Raw genomic sequence first — 18,398 nt, 5'->3', positions numbered from 1 at the left:
GGGCAGGCACGGCGACCACCTCGTCCGGAACGGCGGCCCGCGCTTCACCCGGACCCGCAGCCGGCGCGGCAAGCACCTCCTGGGGAAGATCAGCCGCCGCGGCGAACGCCTCGTCCACCGCTGCCGCCGCGGCGGCCAGCACCGCCACCGGCAGTTCGCGCGGCACCTCCAGGCCCTGCCGCAGCGTGGGCGCGGGGGCGGTCGGCACCAGCGGGACGCGCTCGCCGGCGCGGGCGCGCTGCGAGAACCAGATGATCTTGCTGCCGCTGTCCGAGGCGCAGCAGCCCCAGCCGTCGCTCATGGCGGCGATGTCGGCGAGGCAGGCGCGCAGTTCCTGGTCGGGGCGCAGGTCCGGGTCGTCGTCCCCGAAGGCGGTGATGAGGTGCTGGCCGTTCCACCACAGCTCGATCGACGTGTGCTTGTCGGTGGCGTGCTGGTCGATCGCCCGCAGCAGCAGTTCGGCGCCGCGGCAGACGGGGACCGCGAGGTTGTCGAGGTCCCAGTAGCGAAGGTGGGCGGCCAGGATGCGGCTGACCTGTCCCACCCGTTCCGGGCTGACTTCCACGTCGATGTGGTAGTAGCAGGGCACTGCGGTCTTCATCGTCGCTTGCTCCTCACCGGCGAAGCTCTCGCTCCCCTCGCCCGTCCGGGAGGGATCCCGTCGGCCCGTCCGGAAGCGGTCCCGGACACATAGCGTGAGCGCTGATCGCGTCTGAGTCACCTCTACGGTGCGGCCACTACGCCATTCGTGCAACACGAGCATCCGGCGCCACACGTCGCCATCACTCATCGTTGAAGATCCAACAAGACGCTGCGTCGCCGTCCGTGCACCATAAGTGAAAGCCTCGATCGCCGTAACGGTGCCGTGCGCTCCCGCGCGCGGACACCACCCGACCGTCGGGAACGCGCCCAGTCGAGAGCGTGGAAGGTGAAGAGGGCAATGCTGCTACCCGCCAAGGCCGAAGTGGCCCGGGCGTTGCGGCGTTACCGGGCGTGGGAGCGCGTGATGCTCGCCTCGCCCCACGACCGCACGGTCCGGGGCACCTTCGAGGACTCGGGCTACACACTGTGCGTGCTGATGGGCAAACGCTGCGCCCGCGAGGCCGCGGACGCCGCCGAACGCTATCTGCGCACCACTCTGGTCAGCTACCTGCGCGAGCAGGACGGACGGCCGCGGTCACGCCGGTCGGCCAGAAGAGCGCCGCCATCGGAGCGGCGTTCCACGGCGCCAAGCCCCTGAGCTGGCACCGTACAAGGCGTTCCCCACGGGCCGGCGTCGGTCGGCCCCTCTCGGATCGCGAAGCCGGGCCGGGTGCCCGGCTTCGCGCACGGCGGAGGTGAAATGCATGCGGAGGACCCCGGCCATCGGCCGTGTACCGGTACGTGACGTCCGGCCGGCCGTGGAGTGCGGCAGGCGCCCGGCGAAAGCGGTGGCCGGGGAGACCATCCAGGTGACGGCGACCGTGTTCCGGGAAGGGCACGACGCCGTGGGCGCCAATGTGGTCCTGCGCGATCCGAAGGGCCGTCGCGGCCCGTGGACGCCGATGCGTGAGCTGTCTCCCGGCAGCGACCTGTGGGGGGCGGACATCACCCCGGACGCGACGGGCCGTTGGACCTTTCGGGTGGAGGCCTGGAGCCATCCGCTGGCGACCTGGCGGCACACCGCCGCGGCCAAGGTGCCGGCCGGGATCGACATCGGGGTGGTCCTGGAGGACGGCGCCGCGCTGTACGAGCGCGCGGCCGCCGGGGTGCCGAAGGGCCCGGAGCGAAGCCTCGTCCTCGCCGCCGCACGGGCCCTCGACGACGACTCCCTGTCGGTGCACGAGCGTCTGGCGGCGGCCCTCTCGCCCGAGGTGGAAGCGCTGCTGGCCCGTCACCCGTTGCGGGACCTGGTCACCGCCTCCGACCCGATGCCGCTGCTGGTGGAACGCGAACGCGCCCTGTACGGCTCCTGGTACGAGTTCTTCCCCCGCTCCGAAGGCACCGCCGAACGGCCGCACGGCACCTTCCGTACGGCCGCGCGCCGACTGCGGCCCATCGCGGAGATGGGCTTCGACGTCGTCTACCTCCCGCCCGTCCACCCCATCGGCACGACCTTCCGCAAAGGGCCCGACAACACCCTCACCGCCGGCCCCGACGACGTGGGCGTGCCCTGGGCGATCGGCTCTCCCGAGGGCGGCCACGACAGCGTCCACCCCGCTCTCGGCACGATCGAGGACTTCGACTTCTTCGTCGGCGAGGCCCGCAAGCTGGGCCTGGAGGTGGCGCTGGACTTCGCGTTGCAGTGTTCGCCCGACCATCCCTGGGTGCACAAGCATCCCGAGTGGTTCCATCACCGCCCCGACGGCACGATCGCGTATGCCGAGAACCCGCCGAAGAAGTACCAGGACATCTACCCGGTCGCCTTCGACGCGGACCTGGACGGGCTGGTCGCCGAGACGGTACGGATCCTGCGGCACTGGATGGGGCACGGGGTGCGGATCTTCCGGGTCGACAACCCGCACACCAAGCCCGTCGTGTTCTGGGAGCGGGTCCTCGCCGAGGTCAACGGCCGCGACCCGGACGTGATCTTCCTGGCCGAGGCGTTCACCCGCCCGGCCATGATGCACACCCTGGCGCAGATCGGGTTCCAGCAGTCGTACACCTACTTCACCTGGCGCAACAGCAAGCAGGAACTCACCGAGTATTTCGGTGAGTTGGCGGGTGAGGCGGCGGCCTACATGCGGCCGAACCTCTTCGCCAACACCCCGGACATCCTGCACGCGTATCTGCAGCACGGCGGCCGGCCCGCCTTCGAGGTCCGCGCCGTGCTCGCCGCGACCCTCTCCCCCACCTGGGGCATCTACAGCGGCTACGAACTGTGCGAGAACACCCCGCTGCGCGAAGGCAGCGAGGAATACCTCAACTCCGAGAAATACCAGCTCAAGCCGCGCGACTGGGAGGCCGCCGCCCGCGAGGGCCGCACCATCGCACCCCTCATCACCAAGCTCAACACCATCCGCCGTGAGCACCCCGCGCTACAGCGCCTGCGGAATCTTCGCTTCCATCAGACCGACAACGATGCCGTGCTCGCCTACAGCAAGAGCACGGACACGGACTCGGTCATCGTGGTCGTCAATCTCGACCCGCACCACACCCAGGAGGCCACGGTCTCGTTGGACATGCCGCAACTCGGCCTGGACTGGCACGCCGCCCTGTCCGTACACGATGAGCTGACGGGCGAGACGTACCACTGGGGCAGGACCAACTACGTGCGTCTGACGCCGGGCAGCGCGCCGGCGCACGTACTCCACGTCGGGCGCTCGGCGCCCCGGATCGGAGGGCCCGCAGCGTCATGACCGTCAACGAACCCGTACTGGACACCTTCGAGGACACTCCCGCGGGGGACCGGGACCCGGAGTGGTTCAAACGCGCCGTCTTCTACGAGGTCCTGGTCCGCTCCTTCCAGGACAGCGACGGCGACGGCATCGGCGACCTGAAGGGTCTGACCGCCAAGCTGGACTACCTGCAGTGGCTCGGCGTGGACTGCCTGTGGCTGCCGCCGTTCTTCAAGTCCCCGCTCAGGGACGGCGGTTACGACGTCTCCGACTACACCGCCGTACTCCCGGACTTCGGCGACCTCGCCGACTTCGTGGAGTTCGTGGACGCCGCCCACCAACGCGGCATGCGCGTCATCATCGACTTCGTCATGAACCACACCAGCGACCAGCACCCGTGGTTCCAGGAGTCCCGCAGGAACCCCGAGGGCCCGTACGGGGACTATTACATGTGGGCCGACGACGACAAGCAGTACGAGGACGCCCGGATCATCTTCGTCGACACGGAGGCCTCCAACTGGACCTTCGACCCGGTCCGCGGCCAGTACTACTTCCACCGCTTCTTCTCGCACCAGCCGGACCTCAACTACGAGAACCCGGCCGTGCAGGAGGAGATCCTGGCGGCGCTGCGCTTCTGGCTCGACCTCGGCATCGACGGCTACCGGCTCGACGCGGTCCCGTACCTCTACGCGGAAGAGGGCACGCACTGCGAGAACCTGCCCGCCACGCACGCCTTCCTCAAGCGGGTCCGCCGTGAGATCGACGCGATGTACCCGGACACCGTGCTGCTGGCCGAGGCCAACCAGTGGCCGGAGGACGTCGTCGACTACTTCGGCGACTACGGCTCCGGCGGCGACGAGTGCCACATGGCCTTCCACTTCCCGGTCATGCCACGCATCTTCATGGCCGTCCGCCGCGAATCCCGCTACCCCGTCTCCGAGATCCTCGCCAAGACACCGGCCATCCCCTCCGGCTGCCAGTGGGGCATCTTCCTGCGCAACCACGACGAGCTGACCCTCGAAATGGTCACCGACGAAGAGCGCGACTACATGTGGGCCGAATACGCCAAGGACCCACGGATGCGGGCCAACATCGGCATCCGCCGCCGCCTCGCCCCCCTGCTCGACAACGACCGCAACCAGATCGAGCTGTTCACCGCCCTGTTGCTCTCCCTGCCCGGCTCGCCGATCCTCTACTACGGCGACGAGATCGGCATGGGCGACAACATCTGGCTCGGCGACCGCGACGCCGTCCGCACCCCGATGCAGTGGACCCCCGACCGCAACGCCGGATTCTCCACGTCCGATCCGGGACGCCTGTTCCTCCCGACGATCATGGACCCGGTCTACGGCTACCAGGTCACCAACGTCGAGGCCTCCATGTCCTCGCCCTCCTCGCTGCTGCACTGGACCCGCCGCATGATCGAGATCCGCAAGCAGAATCCTGCCTTCGGACTTGGGTCCTACAACGAGCTGCAGTCCTCCAACCCGGCGGTGCTCGCGTTCCTGCGCGAGTACGAGGACGACCTCGTCCTGTGCGTCCACAACTTCTCCCGCTTCGCCCAGCCCACCGAACTCGATCTGCGCGCCTACGACGGGCGGCATCCGGTGGAGCTGATCGGTGGGGTGCGCTTCCCGGCGATCGGTGAACTGCCCTACCTGCTGACCCTGCAAGGCCACGGTTTCTACTGGTTCCGGCTCACCCGAGTCGCATCCCGCATCGGCCGCCGTCGCTGAGACGCCCGGGCCGAGGAAAGGACGCGTCATGCCGAAGACCATCACCGTTCGGCCGAGAACCGCGGCGGCCTTCGACGGGCCTCTTGTCTCCCTGGGCGGGCTGCTGCGCGCGTGGCTGCCGCGGCAACGGTGGTTCGCGGGCAAGGACCGGCCGGTCACCGATCTGTCGGTGCTGTCCATGACAGAGCTGTTCCGGGGGTGTCTGCATCTGCTGGTGCACGCCTCGCACGCGCCCGTACCGACGCCGGGCGGCACTCCCCCGCCGGGCGACTGCTACCAGCTGCTGCTCGGGGTGCGCGAGCAGCATTCGGGGCGGCTGGAGCGGGCGTTCATCGGGCGGGCCGAGCAGGGTCCGCTCGCCGGGCTCGCGGTGTACGACGCGCTGCACGACCCGCGCTCGGCCCATCTGCTGCTGGAGCGGCTGCGGCAGCCCGGTGCGGCGGGGCCGTTGCGGTTCGAGGCCGATCCGGGCGCCCGGGTGCCCGGCGGTCTGCCGCCGCGGCTGCTGGACGTCGAGCAGTCCAACTCCTCGATCGTGTACGGCGACGCGTACATCCTGAAGGTCTTCCGCCGTATCCAGCCGGGTGTCAACCCGGACCTGGAGGTGACGGCCGCGCTGGCCGCGCAGGGCTGCACCCGGGTACCCGCGCCGGTGGCCTGGTTCGGTACGACGGCGCCGCGGCCGACCACGCTGGGCGTGCTGCAGCCGTTCCTGCCGGACGCGACCGACGGCTGGACGCTGGCGCTGCGCGCGCTCGCCGCGGGCGAGGACTTCACCACCGAGGCCCGTGAACTGGGGCGGGCCATGGCGGAGGTGCACGTGGCGCTGGCCGAGGCGTTCGGCCCGGCCGGTCCTGGTGAGAACGGCCGTACGGCACGGGCGATGTGCGCCCGGCTGGACGCGGCCGCGCACGCCGTACCGGGGCTCAAGCCCTTCGTGCCGGGGCTGCGGGCCGCGTTCGGGGCCCTGGCCACCTGCGACACCGGGCCGCCCGCGCAGCGCATCCACGGTGATCTGCACCTCGGGCAGGTGCTGCGGGCGGGCCGCGACTGGTTCGTCATCGACTTCGAGGGCGAACCGTCCCGGCCGCTGGCCGAGCGGCAGGCCGCGCACTCCCCGGTGCGGGACGTGGCGGGGATGCTGCGCTCCTTCGACTACGCGGCCCGGCAGCGCCGCCCCTGGCGACCCGAGTGGGCGCGCCGCTGCCGGGAGGCGTTCTGCGCGGGCTACGCGGCCCGCGCGGGCTGGGATCCACGGAAGAAGCACGCGTTGCTGCGCGCGCACGAGACGGACAGGGCGGTGTACGAGGTGCTGTACGAGGCGAGACACCGGCCGGACTGGCTGCCGGTTCCAATGGCGGCGATCAAACGACTCGCCGTGTGGGGAGGCTGACGTCATGGCTCTGCGCGACACCTCACTGCCCGAGACCGCCGGCCCCACGCCGGTCAGGGCCGTTCCTCCCCCAGACTACGTCCGGGGGGACCCCCATCTCGCTGCGCTCGATCCGGCCGAGCGCGGCCGACTGCTCGGCGGCGCCCACCATGATCCGCACGCCCTGCTGGGCGCCCACCCGGTGCCGGGCGGCACCGTGTTCCGGGCGCTGCGCCCGCACGCGCGGGCGGTGAGCGTCATGGCCGACGGCACGCGCCATCCGCTCGTGTCGGAGGGCGACGGTCTGTTCGCGGCCGTGCTGCCGTACCCGGAGATCCCGTCCTCGTACACGCTGCTGGTGGCGTACGACGACGTCGAGCACGAGGTGCACGATCCGTACCGCTTTCTGCCCGCGCTCGGTGAGCTGGATCTGCATCTGATCCGGGAGGGCCGGCACGAGCAGCTGTGGCAGGCGCTCGGCGCCGAGCCGATGACGCTCCAGGGCGTGACCGGCACCCGCTTCACCGTGTGGGCGCCCAACGCCCAAGGGGTGCGGGTGGCCGGGGACTTCACCTACTGGGACGGCACCCAGTACCCGATGCGCTCGCTCGGCGCGTCCGGGGTGTGGGAGCTGTTCCTGCCCGGGATCGGCGAGGGCGCCCGGTACAAGTTCGAGATCACCTCGCGGTACGGCGATCGGTTCCTCAAGGCCGACCCGATGGCGCGGCGTACGGAGGTGCCGCCCGACACGGCGTCGGTCGTCGCGGTGTCGCGGTACGAGTGGGGCGACGCTGAGTGGATGGCGCACCGGGGCGACACACCCGTGCACCAGGCGCCGTTCTCGGTGTACGAGGTCCATCTGCCGTCCTGGCGGCCCGGACTGACGTACCGGCAGCTCGCCGATGAACTGCCCGCCTATGTCAAGGAGTTGGGCTTCACGCATGTCGAGCTGATGCCGGTCGCCGGGCATCCGTTCAGCGGGTCCTGGGGCTACCAGGTCACCTCGTACTACGCGCCGACGCCGCGTCTCGGCTCCCCGGACGACTTCAAGTACCTGGTGGACGCGCTGCACCGGGTCGGCCTCGGTGTGATCATGGACTGGGTGCCGGCGCACTTCCCGAAGGACGACTGGGCGCTGGCCCGGTTCGACGGGGAACCGCTGTATGAACCCGGGGACTGGCGGCGGGCCGAGCATCCGGACTGGGGGACGTACGAGTTCGACTTCGGCCGGACCGAGGTGCGCAACTTCCTCGTCGCCAACGCGGTGTACTGGTGCCAGGAGTTCCACATCGACGGGCTGCGTGTGGACGCCGTCGCCTCGATGCTCTACCTCGACTACTCGCGGGACTCCGGCCAGTGGCAGCCGAACGTCTTCGGCGGGCGGGAGGATCTGGACGCGGTCGCCTTCCTGCAGGAGATGAACGCGACCGTCTACCGGCGCTGCCCGGGGGTGGTGACCATCGCGGAGGAGTCCACCGCCTGGGACGGGGTGACCCGGCCGACGGACAGCGGCGGGCTCGGCTTCGGGCTGAAGTGGAACATGGGCTGGATGCACGACTCGCTGCAGTACATCCAGAAGGAGCCGGTGCACCGCAAGTACCACCATCACGAGATGACCTTCTCGATGGTGTACGCGTACAGCGAGAACTACGTGCTGCCGATCTCCCACGACGAGGTCGTGCACGGCAAACAGGCACTGGTCTCGAAGATGCCGGGCGACTGGTGGCAGCGCCGGGCCAACCACCGCGCCTATCTCGGCTTCATGTGGGCCCATCCGGGCAAACAGCTGTTGTTCATGGGGCAGGAGTTCGCCCAGGGGGCCGAGTGGTCCGAGGCGCACGGTCCCGAGTGGTGGCTGCTCGGCGACGACTACCACTCGGCCGGCGATCACCGGGGCGTGCGGGATCTCGTACGGGATCTGAACACGCTGTACCGGGACGCCCCGGCCCTGTGGCAGCGGGACTGCGACCCGGGCGGGTTCCGGTGGGTGCTGTGCGACGCGGCGGACGACAACGTCTTCGCGTTCCTGCGCTTCGCCGCCGACGGCTCCCCACTGCTCGCGGTGTCGAACTTCTCCCCGGTCGTCCGGCACGACTACGGACTGTGGGTGCCGGACGGGTTCCCCGCCTGGCGGGAGGCGCTGAACACCGACGACGTCCGCTACGGCGGCGGCGGGGTCGGCAGCGCCGGGTCGCTCGTAACCGAGGAGAATGTCCTGAGGGTCACGCTTCCGCCGCTGGCCACGGTCTGGCTGGCGCCGGAGCGCTGAACCACAGGCGCCGGCGGCCCGCCCAGGGCGGTCGGGGTCTGCCTGCCACGGCTGTCCCGCGTGGCATGAACACGGAAGGGTGGCACCACGTGCGCACCGTCGGTGTGGAGGAGGAACTCCTTCTGGTCGACCCCGAGAGCGGCGACCCGAGGGCGCTGGCGGCGGCCGTCCTCGCCCAGGTCGCCCATGACGATCCCGGGCAGGACGTGTTCGACAAGGAGCTGTTCGGGCAGATGCTGGAGTTCGCCACACATCCGCAGGCGGACATGGCGGACCTCGGCGAGGAGATCGTTCGCTGCCGCAAGGAGGCGGCCCGGCACGCCGGGCAGTTCGGCTGCGCGGTCGCGGCGCTCGCCGTCTCCCCGCTCCCGGTCAGTCCCTTGCTGACCGTGAACGACCGCTATGCGTGGCTGGCCGAGCGGTACGGGGTCGGCACCCGGGACCAGCTCGTCTGCGGCTGCCATGTACATGTAGCAGTGGAGTCCGACGAGGAGGGTGTCGCGGTGCTCGACCGGCTGCGCCCCTGGCTGCCCGTGCTCGTGGCGATGAGCGCCAACTCCCCGTTCTGGCAGGGCAGCGACACGGGCTACGCCAGCTACCGCACCCGGGTCTGGGAGCGCTGGCCGTCGGCCGGCCCGACCGAGTTGTTCGTCTCCCCCGAGCGGTACCACCAAAGGGTGAAGGAGATGGTGGCCACCGGCGTCATCCTGGACGAGGCCATGGCCTACTTCGACGCGCGGCTGTCCACCCACTGCCCGACCGTGGAGATCCGGGTGGCGGACGTCTGCCTGTGCGCGCAGACCGCCGTCCTCGTCGCCACCCTGATCCGCGCCCTGGTGGAGACGGCGGCGCGCGACTGGCGGGCCGGCCGGTCCGCGCCGGACCACAGCGTGAGCGTGCTCCGGCTGGGCGTCTGGCAGGCGGCCCGGTCGGGACTGGACCAGGATCTGCTCGACCCCGTGACCATGCAGCCCCGCCCCGCGCCGGAGGTGCTGCGCTCGCTCCTGGAGTACACCGCCGACGCCCTCACCGCCTACGGCGACGCCGAGCGCGCCGAGCAGGGCGTCGCGGAGCTGCTGCGGCGCGGCAACGGGGCACGTCAGCAGCGCCGGCTGCTGGAGCGGGCCGGCAGTCTGCGGGAGGTCGTGATCGAGTGCGTACGGCACACCCAGGGCTGAGCGCCCGGCCCGACACCCCGGTCCGCATGCGGCCTCCCCGCGACCCCGGACACGCCCACGTCATCAGCTGATCACGACTTCACCGTTCCCCATACCGAACGCGCTCACCTCGGCTACATTCGAGCACCGCCGACACAGAGCCGATCGGCGGTGTGACCCTCCGTACACCCTGGAGCAGCGCATGCGCGACGTCGCCCTCGCTCGCCCCGTTGCCCCGCCGCTCACCGGCGGCCTCGCCGACAGCGTCTTCGACACCGCGGAGCGCAGCCCGGCCCTGCCGGTGCTCGCGCACCGCACGGATCCCACGGCCGGCGGCTGGCAGGAGACGACTGCCGTCGAGCTGCGGGACGAGGTGGTCGACCTGGCCAAGGGGCTGGTCGCCGCGGGGATCTCCCCCGGCCACCGGGTGGCCCTGATGTCCCGCACCCGCCGCGAGTGGACCGTGTTCAGCCTTGCGCTGTGGACCATTGGCGCGGAGGTGGTGCCGATCCATCCGGCCTCCTCGCGCGACCAGGCCGAGTGGATCCTGCGGGACGCCGGTTGTGTGGCCGTGCTGATCGAGGACGAGCAGGGGGTCATGACCATCGGCACGGTGTGCGCCGGACTGCCGCGGCTGCGGCACGTCTGGCAGCTGGACGCGGGCGCGGTGCCCGAGCTCGTCCGGCACGGCGCCGAGGTGCCGTACACGACGGTGGAGTCACTGCGCCGGATCGTGCTGCCGGACGCCACGGCGGCGGTCGTCTACACCTCCGGCACCTCCGGCCGCCCTCAAGGCTGCGCGCTGAGCCACCGCGGCCTCGCCTACCCCTGCGACACGCTGCTGGCCGGCTGGGCGCACGTCGCGGCACCGCCGGGACAGCAGCCGTCCGTGCTGGCGTTCCTGCCGTTCTCGCATGTGTACGGCATCATGATCATGCTCACCTGTGTCCGCGGCGGTGCGCTGATGGCACACGAGCCGGAGCTGACCGAGGCCTCGCTGGCATCGGCGCTGAGCACCTTCCGGCCGACGTATCTGTACGGCGTGCCGTCGGTGTTCGAGAAGCTCTACAAGAACGTCCTGCGGACCGCGCAGCAGGCGGGCCGGGGTGCCCTGTTCGAGCGGGCCGCGCAGACCGCGCGGGACTTCGCCGCGGCCGAGGAGCGCCGCCGGCTGGGCACCGGGCCGGGTCCGGGACTCGAGCTCAGGCTGCAGCACGCCGTGTTCGAGCGGACGGTGTACCGCAGGCTGCGGGCCGCGCTCGGCGGGCGGGTGGTGCGCGGCACCTCCGGCGGTTCCTCGCTCAGCCGTGAACTGACCCTGTTCTACGAGGGCATCGGAGTGGCCATCAACGACGGCTACGGCCTGACCGAGTCCTCCGGCGGGATCACCATGCAGCCGCTCGGCCGGGAGAAGTCCGGGACGGTCGGCCGGCCGTTGCCGGGCACCGAGGTCCAGGTGGCCGACGACGGGGAGATCCTGGTGCGCGGTCCGTCGGTGTTCCAGGGCTACGTCGGCGACGAGGCGGCGACGCGGGCCGTGCTGCGCGGCGGCTGGCTTGCCACCGGGGACATCGGGCGGGTGGACTCCGAGGGCTATCTGACGATCACCGGGCGCAAGAAGGACATCATCGTCACCAGCGGCGGCAAGAGCGTCGCCCCGGCCCCGCTGGAGCAGCGGCTGCGCATGCATCCGCTCATCCACCAGGCGGTCGTGATCGGCGACGACCGGCCCTGTGTCGGCGCCCTCATCACCCTGGACCCGGGCTTCCTCGCGCACTGGCGGGCCGCGCTGGCACTCCAGGGCGGCGGTCCGGGCCGCGAGACCCGTGAGGAGAACGCCCTGCGGGAGGAGATCGCGCGGGCCGTCGCCACCGCGAACAGCCCGGTGTCCCGTGCGGAGTCCATCCGGGTCTACCGGGTCCTGCCGGAGCCGTTCGCCGCGGACAACGGACTGCTCACCCCGTCGATGAAGCTGCGCCGGGACGCGATAGTCCGGCACCACGCCGCCGAGATCGACGCGATGTACCAGGCACGCTCCAGGGCGCCGCGGAGCCCGCAGGAGCCGGCGGACTGGGACGAGCCGGACGACGTCTTCCGCTGACGCCCCGCACCACACGGCCGCCCGCGTACATAGCCGCCCGGCTGCGGGGAACCCGCACACGCAGAAGGAGATCAGACCGACGACCGGCTCGGCGCAGGGTCCTTAGGGAGCGCACCGGCCGGAACCAGGGAATGCGAGATGTCGACGGAGCGGCGTGGGGGCGGCAAACCGCCTACGGAGGACAGCTACGAGCGCGCCTTCTCCTTCGCGGGTGAGCTGCACAATGTCACGGAGGCGCGGCTCGCCGCGGAGGAGTTCCTGGGCACGCTCGCCATGCGGTCGCCGCCGGCCGCCCACGACCACTGGGACGACATCCTGCTGGTCGTGACGGAGCTGGCCGCCAACGCGATCCAGTACGCGCCCGGGCCGTTCGGTCTGCGGCTGCGCCGCACCTTCGACGGCGTGCACGTGACGATGCACGACACGAGCAGGGTCCGGCCGGAACCGCGGCCCTTCCACCCGGGCCGGGGCGGCGGCATCGGCTGGCATCTGATGCACACGCTGTGCACGCAGGTCAGCGTCGTCGTGGACGACGAGGGCAAGGACATCCACGCGTTCCTGCCCTGGTGACGGCGTACGGTCCGGCGGCCGCATCCCCGGCGCACGCCGCCCGCGCGTACGACGCGCATGCGTGCGATCCCCGGTTTCTCCGCGCTGTGCGGGGGCATGCTGGTGCCCACGCGTTCGTCTGCCTGCCGCGCCCGGCTGGCGGAACGGCTCGGGGCACGGTGGGATCGAAGGTGGTGCGCCTCGATCCAGGGCGGGCGAACGGCGTCGAGTCGGACCGCCTGGAGCCGCAGAAAGGGATGAACACCGTGACACGACCCAGGATCCTGGTGGTTGGCGCAGGCTTCGCCGGAGTGGGGTGCGTCCGCCGCCTGGAGCGGAAGCTCGCTCCCGCCGAGGCGGACGTCACCCTGGTGACGCCGTACTCCTACCAGCTGTATCTGCCCCTGCTGCCCCAGGTCGCCTCCGGTGTGCTCACGCCGCAGTCGATCGCCCTGAGCCTGCGCCGCAGCAAGAAGTACCGGACCCGGATCCTGCCCGGCGGCGCGATCGGGGTGGATCTGAAGGCCAAGGTGTGCGTCGTCCGCACCATCACCGACAAGATCGTCAACGAGCCCTACGACTACATCGTGCTGGCCCCCGGCAGCGTCACCCGCACCTTCGACATCCCCGGGCTGACCGACCACGCCTTCGGGATGAAGACCCTCGCCGAGGCCGCCTACATCCGCGACCACGTCATCACCCAGCTCGACCTCGCCGACGCCAGCGACGACCCGGCCGAGCGGGCCGCGCGGCTGCAGTTCGTGGTGGTCGGCGGCGGATACGCCGGCACCGAGACCGCCGCCTGTCTGCAGCGGCTCACGCACGCGGCCGTCACCCGGTACCCGCGGCTGGACCCCGGCCTGATCAAGTGGCATCTGATCGACATCGCGCCCAGGCTCATGCCGGAGCTGGGCGAGAAGCTCGGCCGCAGCGCGCAGGAGATCCTCGGGCGGCGCGGCATCGAGGTGTCGCTGGGGGTGTCGATCGAGAAGGCCGGGGCGGAGGAGGTCACCTTCACCGACGGCCGGGTGGTGCCGACGCACACACTGATCTGGACGGCCGGTGTGGTCGCGAGCCCGCTGATCGGCACGCTCGGCGCGGAGACGGTCCGCGGCCGGCTGGCGGTCACCCCGGAACTGACCCTGCCGGGCTACGACGGCGTGTTCTCGCTCGGCGACTCGGCGGCCGTACCGGACCTGGCCAAGGGCGAGGAGGGCGCGGTCTGCCCGCCCACCGCGCAGCACGCCATGCGCCAGGGCAGGACGGTCGCCGACAACGTGATCGCGACCCTGCGGGGTCAGCCGCTGCAGCCGTATGTGCACCACGACCTGGGCCTCGTCGTCGACCTCGGCGGCAAGGACGCGGTGTCCAAGCCGCTCGGCATCGAGCTGCGCGGACTGCCGGCCCAGGCGGTGGCCCGCGGGTACCACTGGTCGGCGCTGCGCACCAATGTCGCCAAGACCCGGGTGATGACCAACTGGCTGCTGAACGCGGTCGCGGGCGACGATTTCGTCCGCACCGGCTTCCAGGCCCGCAAGCCCGCCCGGCTGAAGGACTTCGAGTTCACCGACTCGTATCTGACCCCGGAACAGGTACGGGCCCGGGCGGAGGGGACGGCGTAGAGGCAGGCGAGCCGCAGCTCGGTCCAGGGACGCGGGGAACCGCGCGCCCAGCCACCTGGCCGAGAGCAAGTAATTCGGACCGTCGTGCGATGCTGGGGCGTAGATCGATTTCTGGCACGGGAGAGAGCGCGGCGGCGTGGGCACAGCGGGGCGGTCGGGGCGGGTACGGATGTGGGACCGGCTCGCGGCGTCCGATCCCGGGCTGCTCAGGCTCACCGCCGGCCTGCGCACGGTCACCGCCATCGCGCTGACCCTCGCCGTGCTGGCCGCCCTGCGGGTGCCGGTGTCCCAGCTGGTCGCCGGGGCCATGGCGGCGATGGTGGCGACCTTCGCGATCCGCGAGACGCAGCGCTCCCAGCAGGCCGTGACGCTCGCGCTCGGCCTGCCGGTGGCGCTGGCCTCGGTGTCGCTTGGCGCGCTGCTGAACCAACGAGTCGTCGTCGGGGACCTGTTCTTCGTCGCCCTCATCTTCTGCGCGGTCTACGGCCGCCGGTTCGGCGACCGCGGCACGGCGCTCGGCCTGATCGGTTTCCAGGTCTACTTCCTCTCCCTGTTCGTGCACGCGACGACCGCCACGCTGCCCACGCTGTACGGCGTCCTGTGCGTGGCGTTCGTCTCCAGTGCCGCCGCGCGCTTCGTGCTGCTGCCCGAGACCCCGGCCGGCACCCTGGACCGGCTGCGGCGGGCGTTCCGCGCCCGGCTCGCCCAGCTGATCGCCGTCCAGGCCGAGTTGCTGGACGCCGGCCCGGACGGCGTGGAGAAGGTCCTGGAGGATCTGCGCACCGCCACCGCGCGGCTGCACGAGACGGCGCTGATGATCCAGGGCCGCCTGGAGGACGGCACCTCCGACGCGGCCGTGGCCCGGCTGCTGCAGCGCCGGATCGCCGACGCCGAGATCGCCTCCGAACGGCTCGGCCTGCTGCTGCTCACCGCGCGCAGCGCCGAGCGGACCGACACCCTGACCCTGCATCTGCCGGGCGCCCCACTGCCCTTGGGCGGTGAGCAGCCGGTCCGGGACGAGGCGACGGAGGCCCTGCGCCGGGACCTGCAGGCGCTGCGCGTGCTGATGCTGCGGCCGCTCGGCGAGGCCCGGGGCACCGCGCTGGCCCAGGTACGCAACCGGCTGCTCGGCTACCGCGAGGAGGAGAACCTGCCCAAGGCCTCGCCGGCCGTGCAGGACGTCTTCCGGGGGCTCGGCGAGGCCGCCCGTGCCGCCCTGGGGCTGCGGCTGGCGCTGGACGGGCCGCAGGACGAGTCGGACGACACCCCGGCGACGGCCCGCTCACGCGAGGAGCTGGACGCGGAGGACGCCGCGATCGAGGCGGGCGAGGAGAGCGAGGCGGAGGAGGCGGAGCAGACCGGGCTGCGCCGGCCCACGACGCGGGCCGCGGTCCAGGTGGCCGTCGGCTCCGCGCTGGCCATCGTCGGCGGCGAGCTGCTGTCCAGTCAGCGCTGGTACTGGGCGGTGCTGACCTGCTGGATCGTGTTCCTCAACACCGCCTCGACCGGCGAGATCCTGGTGAAGGGCTACCGTCGGCTGCTGGGCACCGTGCTCGGCGTGGTGGCCGGTATCGGCCTCGCCGGGCTGGTCGGGCACCACACGTGGACGGCGTTCGCGCTGGTGCTGGTGTTCATCTTCGCGATGTTCTACACGGCGCCCCTGTCGTACACGCTGATGTCGTTCTTCGTCACGGCGATGCTGGGGCTGCTGTACACGCTGCTGAACACCTACAGCCTCTCGGTGCTGGTGCTGCGGGTGGAGGAGACGGCGCTCGGCGCGGCCTGCGGGGTGATCGCGGCGGCGGTGGTGCTGCCGATCCACACCGATCGCCGTACCAACGAACTCCTCGTCGAGGTGCTGAACCGGCTCGCCGATGTCACGCGGGCCGCCGTTGACCAGTTGAGCGGCGGGGCGGGCGACGATCTCGTGGAGCAGGCCCGCGATCTGGACCAGGCGCTGGCCGATCTGCGCGCGGCCACCGAGCCGCTGACCCATCCGATCGCCCCGCTGCGCGCCCGCCGGGACACCGCCCGGTACGTGGTGGCGCTGCTGGAGACGTGCGCCTACCACGGGCGTTCGCTCGCGGCCACGGCCGAGCTGTTGCCGACGCATCCCTCCATAGCGGCGGACCCCCGGCTGCGCGGGGCGTGCGCGCGGATCGTGCACAACATCGAGGCGATCTCCGCCCATGTCGCCGACCCGCGCGCCACGGCGGAGATCGAGCGGGGCCCCAGCATCGCGTCGATGCTGGAGCCGGGCACCCTGCGCACCCCGCGCTACGGCCGGGTCACCGACCGGGTGCTGCGCCATCTGCAGCGGCTGGACGAGGGGGTCTCGGGCCTGGCCCGGCCGCTGGGCATCACGACCGGGGCGGCCCAGGCGAAGAGGTGACGTTCCCTCGGCAGCGCGCTCACGCCGGTCGGGTGCCGCGCGGGCACCCGCCCAGCGCCTCGTCGCGGACGCGGGCGCAGCTTCGGCTGATCAGCCGGGAGACGTGCATCTGGGAGATGCCCAGCCGGTCGGCGATGCGGCTCTGCGTCATGTCCTCGAAGAAGCGCATGTAGAGGATGGCCCGCTCCCGCTCGGGCAGCCGGCGCAGTCCCGCTTTCGCGGCCTCGCGGTCGACCACGACGTCGTAGGAGGTGTCCGGCTCGCCGAGGGTGTCGGCGAGGCTGCTGCCGCCGTCGTCGCCGCCGGCGGACAGTACGGCGTCCAGCGACAGGGAGCTGTAGCTCTCCAGCGCCGCCAGGCCCGCGCCGACCTCCTCCTCGGTGAGGCCGGTGTGGGCGGCCACGGCGGCGACGGTGGGTTCGGGGCTGCCGGGGTGCTGGGTGAGTTCACGGCGGGCCACGCGCACCCGGTTGCGCAGGTCCTGGATCCGGCGCGGCACTCTGACGGCCCACGTCCGGTCCCGGAAGTGCCGTTTGACCTCGCCGGTGACGGTCGGCACGGCATAGCTCTCGAAGGCCCCGCGGGCGGGGTCGAACCGGTCCACGGCCTTGACCAGCCCGAGCGCGGCCACCTGCCGAAGGTCCTCGACGGACTCGCCCCGGTCGCGGAAGCGGCCGGCGATGCGGTGGGCCATGGGCAGCCAGGCGGCGACGAGTTCGGCGCGCACGGCGTCCCGTTCGGGGCCGTCGCCCAGGGATGCCAGCCGGACGAACAGCTGCGTGGTGTCGGGTGCGTCGTCGTGGGTTCTGCGGGCGGGTGCGGCGTCGGCGGTCGTTGCGGGCGTGCCGGGGCGGCTTGTCGACAAGTCGGTCAGCATGCGAATCGCTCCTGAACGTGATGTCAGGGCACGCGTCCGGCGGGAGGGTGTTTCCGGGCCCCGCCCGAACCGTGAGGTCAGGATTGGCCGCAGGCGGGCCGCCCGGTCCACCGGAAGGGAGACCCCGGCGGCCTTACGGTTCCCGCTGGGCGCGCGCCTCCGGTCCGAAGCACGAGATTCCGCCTGCCCGTCGGTCAGGCGCGCAAACACCGCGACGCGGACGGCGTGAAACGGGTCACGTGACCTACTTCTGAGTACCGGTCCGCCCACCAGATGATTTATCGTTCATGCATACGTGATGCGCGGGGTGACCGGAACCGTCCTTCCTCCCCCGACCGCATCACCGCAGACGGCCCTGGCTGGCCTCCCCCGTCCAGCCAGGGCTCCTTGCTGTCCGGAACCGGCGGCGGAACGGGCATGCGACCGGCGGCGGAACGGGCATGCGGCGAGGAAAACCGCGTCCTTCGAGGTGCCCGCAGGGGCGGCAGCGGCTGAAATGGGCTTAGCGAAAGCACCCGAACCGCCGCCGGCGAGGAGCCCCGCGCCATGACCAAAGCGATAAAACTGCTGACCGCCCTGCCCCAGGCACAGCGCGAGCGCCTGATGGAACTGGCCGAGGAGGTCTCGTTCCCGGAGGACACGCGCATCTTCGAGGCAGGCGGCACCGCCGACCGGTTCTGGGTGATCCGGTCGGGCGCGGTCCACCTGGACCAGGAGGTCACCTCTCGGCAGCGGGTGACGGTGGCTTCGCTCGGCGCCGGCGACCTGCTCGGCTGGTCCTGGCTGTTCCCGCCGTACCGGTGGGACTTCGGCGCGGTGGCCTTCAGCAACGTACGGGCCTACGAGTTCGACGGGCCCTCCGTGCTCGCGCTCAGCGTGGAGGACCCGCTGCTCGGGCTCTCGCTGGTCCGGACGGTGGCCGAGATCCTCGCCCACCGCCTGGAGACGACCCGCGGCAAGCTGATGGACCAGTACTCGATCCAGCGCCGCACCGGCCTGCTGTGAC

The 18,398-nt window shown here is 71.6% G+C and carries 12 protein-coding genes and 1 pseudogene; 11 read left to right on the top strand and 2 right to left on the bottom strand.

The genetic code is table 11. The features are described from left to right. Positions 1-133: 133 nt before the first annotated feature. Positions 134-601, bottom strand: a pseudogene (locus AB5L52_RS41075) (pep a2); the annotation flags it as partial. A 339-nt stretch (positions 602-940) separates the two neighbouring features. Here AB5L52_RS41075 and AB5L52_RS41070 point away from each other — a divergent pair. From AB5L52_RS41070 to AB5L52_RS41025, 10 genes are all read left to right on the top strand, one after another. Continuing rightward, complete coding sequence (locus AB5L52_RS41070) at positions 941-1,240, top strand: DUF5133 domain-containing protein (protein WP_351023051.1); 300 nt, start codon at positions 941-943, stop codon at positions 1,238-1,240. Positions 1,241-1,346: 106 nt separating this feature from the next. Beyond that, the gene (locus AB5L52_RS41065) at positions 1,347-3,338 is read left to right on the top strand and encodes an alpha-1,4-glucan--maltose-1-phosphate maltosyltransferase (protein WP_369368263.1); all 1,992 of its coding nucleotides are present in this window, start codon (positions 1,347-1,349) and stop codon (positions 3,336-3,338) included. Continuing rightward, positions 3,335-5,053: a maltose alpha-D-glucosyltransferase gene (gene treS / locus AB5L52_RS41060; RefSeq protein ID WP_369368262.1), complete on the top strand. Its 1,719-nt coding sequence runs from the start codon at positions 3,335-3,337 to the stop codon at positions 5,051-5,053. Before AB5L52_RS41065 ends, treS begins: the two co-directional genes overlap by 4 nt. A gap of 28 nt (positions 5,054-5,081) precedes the next feature. Then, positions 5,082-6,446: a maltokinase gene (locus AB5L52_RS41055; protein ID WP_369368261.1), complete on the top strand. Its 1,365-nt coding sequence runs from the start codon at positions 5,082-5,084 to the stop codon at positions 6,444-6,446. 4 nt (positions 6,447-6,450) lie between these two features. Beyond that, positions 6,451-8,694, top strand: coding sequence for a 1,4-alpha-glucan branching enzyme (gene glgB, locus AB5L52_RS41050; protein ID WP_351033131.1), 2,244 nt, complete (start codon positions 6,451-6,453; stop codon positions 8,692-8,694). A gap of 89 nt (positions 8,695-8,783) precedes the next feature. Beyond that, a complete protein-coding gene (locus AB5L52_RS41045; RefSeq protein WP_351033186.1) occupies positions 8,784-9,872 on the top strand; it encodes a glutamate--cysteine ligase in 1,089 nt (362 codons plus the stop codon). A 181-nt stretch (positions 9,873-10,053) separates the two neighbouring features. Then, positions 10,054-11,952: a long-chain fatty acid--CoA ligase gene (locus AB5L52_RS41040; protein WP_369368260.1), complete on the top strand. Its 1,899-nt coding sequence runs from the start codon at positions 10,054-10,056 to the stop codon at positions 11,950-11,952. Between the two features lie 138 nt (positions 11,953-12,090). Continuing rightward, a complete protein-coding gene (locus AB5L52_RS41035; RefSeq protein WP_351033134.1) occupies positions 12,091-12,522 on the top strand; it encodes an ATP-binding protein in 432 nt (143 codons plus the stop codon). Between the two features lie 236 nt (positions 12,523-12,758). Next, positions 12,759-14,123, top strand: a complete 1,365-nt coding sequence (locus AB5L52_RS41030; protein ID WP_351033136.1) for an NAD(P)/FAD-dependent oxidoreductase — start codon at positions 12,759-12,761, stop codon at positions 14,121-14,123. A gap of 169 nt (positions 14,124-14,292) precedes the next feature. Further along, positions 14,293-16,515 (top strand): FUSC family protein, encoded by a 2,223-nt coding sequence (locus AB5L52_RS41025; protein WP_369369052.1) that lies wholly within the window; start codon positions 14,293-14,295, stop codon positions 16,513-16,515. A gap of 19 nt (positions 16,516-16,534) precedes the next feature. On the opposite strand, the gene AB5L52_RS41020 is transcribed toward AB5L52_RS41025, so the two are convergent. After that, entirely contained in the window at positions 16,535-17,392 is an 858-nt protein-coding gene (locus tag AB5L52_RS41020) for a SigB/SigF/SigG family RNA polymerase sigma factor (RefSeq protein WP_369368259.1), read from the bottom strand. Between the two features lie 546 nt (positions 17,393-17,938). Here AB5L52_RS41020 and AB5L52_RS41015 point away from each other — a divergent pair. Then, complete coding sequence (locus AB5L52_RS41015; protein WP_351033141.1) at positions 17,939-18,397, top strand: cyclic nucleotide-binding domain-containing protein; 459 nt, start codon at positions 17,939-17,941, stop codon at positions 18,395-18,397. Position 18,398 lies beyond the last annotated feature (1 nt).

Origin of the sequence: Streptomyces sp. CG4 (assembly GCF_041080655.1) — a bacterium.
GTDB lineage: Bacteria > Actinomycetota > Actinomycetes > Streptomycetales > Streptomycetaceae > Streptomyces.
The sequence above is the reverse complement of the archived record's forward strand: the minus strand, read 5'-3'. Positions and strand labels throughout refer to the sequence as shown.